The organism is Nostoc cf. edaphicum LEGE 07299, from assembly GCF_015207245.1.
Taxonomy (GTDB): Bacteria; Cyanobacteriota; Cyanobacteriia; order Cyanobacteriales; family Nostocaceae; genus Nostoc; species Nostoc edaphicum_B.
The window spans coordinates 1-2,729 of record NZ_JADEXF010000942.1; the positions used below are offsets into that span (position 1 = coordinate 1).

General features: G+C 43.0%; 3 protein-coding genes. 2 read left to right on the forward strand and 1 reads right to left on the reverse strand.

What is annotated here, in order from left to right:
- Positions 1-98: 98 nt before the first annotated feature.
- Positions 99-812 (reverse strand): LmeA family phospholipid-binding protein, encoded by a 714-nt coding sequence (locus IQ229_RS22875; protein ID WP_194047688.1) that lies wholly within the window; start codon positions 810-812, stop codon positions 99-101.
- A 134-nt stretch (positions 813-946) separates the two neighbouring features.
- On the opposite strand from IQ229_RS22875, the gene IQ229_RS22880 reads away from it, so the two are divergent.
- Together IQ229_RS22880 and IQ229_RS22885 are read left to right on the forward strand one after the other, a co-directional pair.
- Positions 947-1,705, forward strand: a complete 759-nt coding sequence (locus IQ229_RS22880; RefSeq protein ID WP_194047690.1) for a pseudouridine synthase — start codon at positions 947-949, stop codon at positions 1,703-1,705.
- Between the two features lie 29 nt (positions 1,706-1,734).
- Positions 1,735-2,547 carry a helix-turn-helix domain-containing protein gene (locus IQ229_RS22885; RefSeq protein ID WP_194047692.1) on the forward strand — a complete coding sequence of 271 codons (813 nt, stop codon included), beginning with the start codon at positions 1,735-1,737 and terminating at the stop codon, positions 2,545-2,547.
- Positions 2,548-2,729 lie beyond the last annotated feature (182 nt).

The following is a 2,729-nucleotide window of genomic DNA, read 5'->3' on the forward strand; positions in this document are numbered from 1 at the left end:
ATAGAGCGCAGCCCTCGTAGAGAAGTGCTGCTCCTCTGCTTCGCAATAGACGCCTCATCATTTAAAATAGGGTATTAATATTTTTTAATTTGCGCTCGTCAAGGGTTAACGTTAATCCGCCCCCGACATACTAGCTTGCCTGGGATCAGCGTTAATTCTTCGATATCAACATCTGAGCCAAGATCGAGATTGTACTCATAATTGTCCTTTAATATATCTTCCCGATCGCGCTTGATTGGGATATGTACCAGTTGCAACTTATTCCCACTGAGTAATTGTAAGCCCAGACAAATCTCTAAAGGCGTTGTTTCACTATTGGTTACTCTCAAACCTCGCAGTATAATTTGGTTGTCCCCAAGGATAATTTCTTGCCACTTGATTGGTTGTGACTGGGGGTAATCTGTTGGTAAAACCTTAACCAATAGATCGCTCAAAGCAGTCGATAATAAGTCTGATGAGAGAGAAGCATTCAGATCCTTCTCGTCTACAATCAAATCGCCAACTACCGATACTGTTTCTAACAGTCGCAAAGGTTTTCCCTTGAGTACGGAACCGATATTTACTCGAATATTTTCTGCTATTAATTGAATTTGTGTAATTAGGAGACCTTGATAAACTGCATAAATAGCAAAAACAGATACCGAAGGAATGCGTCCAGAGAAAAGTTGGCGATCGCTAGCTTTAATCTCCACTTCTAATGCCGATATTTGGCTGGTCTGCGATCTCAACCAGAGCTTAACTGCTGTTGTGAGTACTTGCGTAATTATGCGGATTTTATTTCCACTTGTTGTTTGGGGATTTTGCTCTGGCATTTAACCAATTTGTTTATGAGTATTTGCTCTACAACTGAACCGAAATTAAATAAGCTTTAAATGTAACATTTATGCCTACTCGCTACAAAATGCAAATATCATTTAATTGATAACAGTAAATAAGCAATTTCCACATGGAGGTACGGTTACAAAAAATTCTTGCTCAATGGGGTATCGCCTCACGTCGTGAAGCCGAAAAAATGATTAGGCAGTCACGGGTGCGGATTAATGGGGTATTGGCACATTTAGGTCAAAAAGTCGATCCCGAAACAGATGCGATCGCAATTGATGGTAAGGCTGTATCCGAAAAGCAGCGTCCGGCTTTAATATATCTATTGCTGCACAAACCAGCGGGAGTGGTTTCGACTTGCTACGACCCTCATCGCAGAACAACAGTCCTGGATCTACTACCGAAAGAATTACGGGAGGGTTCAGGTATTCACCCAGTTGGCCGTCTAGATGCAGACTCTACAGGAGCATTAATCCTGACTAATGACGGAGAACTGACATTTGGACTAACCCATCCACGTCACAGTATTTCCAAGACATATCATGTTTTGGTCAAAGGACATCCTCCAGAAACAGTACTACAGACGTGGCGTCAAGGTGTGATGTTGGAGGGTAGAAAAACCAGGGCCGCTAAGGTACGCCTAATCGAACGTCGTACCGAGGAAAGCGTTTTAGAAATAGTGTTGCAGGAGGGAAGAAATCGCCAAATTCGCCGTATAGCTCAACAGTTAGGATACCCAGTAATCAAGCTGCATCGGACTGCTATCGGCCCAATTCAATTACAAACTCCAAAGCAACCTTTTTTGTCAGAGGGTAAATATCGTTCCCTCAAAGATCGTGAGATTCACTTTTTGCAAGATCAGATCGCGCAACCTAATTATTGATTCAGTGGAGTTAAGGAGTGTCAGTAGGCATGAAATGGCTAAGAAAGAAAAATAAGCACCAGCCATCACTTTCATTAGAGGAACAACGAGCCGAAAAGTTGGCAGAATTAGGCGCTCAACTTTGGGCATTGCGTCAAGAACAGGGTCTATCCCTAGAGCAAGTGGTTGCATTGACCAGGATTCCCCAACGATTATTGCAGGCGATCGAAGAAGGTAATTTAAACGATCTACCAGAACCAGTTTATATTCAGGGTTTAATCAGACAATTTGCCGATGCACTAGGTTTGAATGGAGTAGAATTTTCTGGCACTTTTCCGATCAGTTCTGCACAAGTTAGCCCTCTGAGTAGGGGGAATAATTCACCCTTGGCTCAACTACGTCCAGTTCATCTTTACTTTCTTTACATATTGCTAATAGTATGTTCTGTAAATGGGTTATCTCAGTTATTAAATAACGCGTTACTACAAGCGAGTAATAGCCCAAACCAGCCATATCCAAAACAAAAGTCTGTTATTAAACCAGAACTAGCTCAACTAAAAGAGTCAACACAGGTACAACCTGTCAGCGATACCCTAAGCGGTGTCCAAAAGAGACAGGTTGTACAGGTTGGTGTAACTTTGAAAGCCTCATCTTGGATTCGTATAGTAGCCGATGGCAAAACCGAGTTTGAGGGTATTCTGCCAGAGGGAACTCACCGAGTTTGGAAAGCCCAAGAGCAACTGACAGTGAAAACTGATAATGCTGGTGGGGTGTTGGTGAGCGTCAATCAAGAGAAAGCTAAGGAAATGGGAGAGCCAGGCAAAGAGGAAGAAGTTAGGATTGCTGCAAAACCTAAGTTTTGAAATATGGGTTATGGGGCAAAACAGTTCTGTTAGCGAAAGCAGGGCGTTTAGCCCGTTCTGAATGCTGAGTTAAGAAGTGAGATTCTCAACTCAGCACTCAGGACTCAGGACTCAGAACTCAGGACTCAGGACTCAGGACTCAGCACTCAGAACTCAGCACTCAGCACTCACTGCTCTTGCGG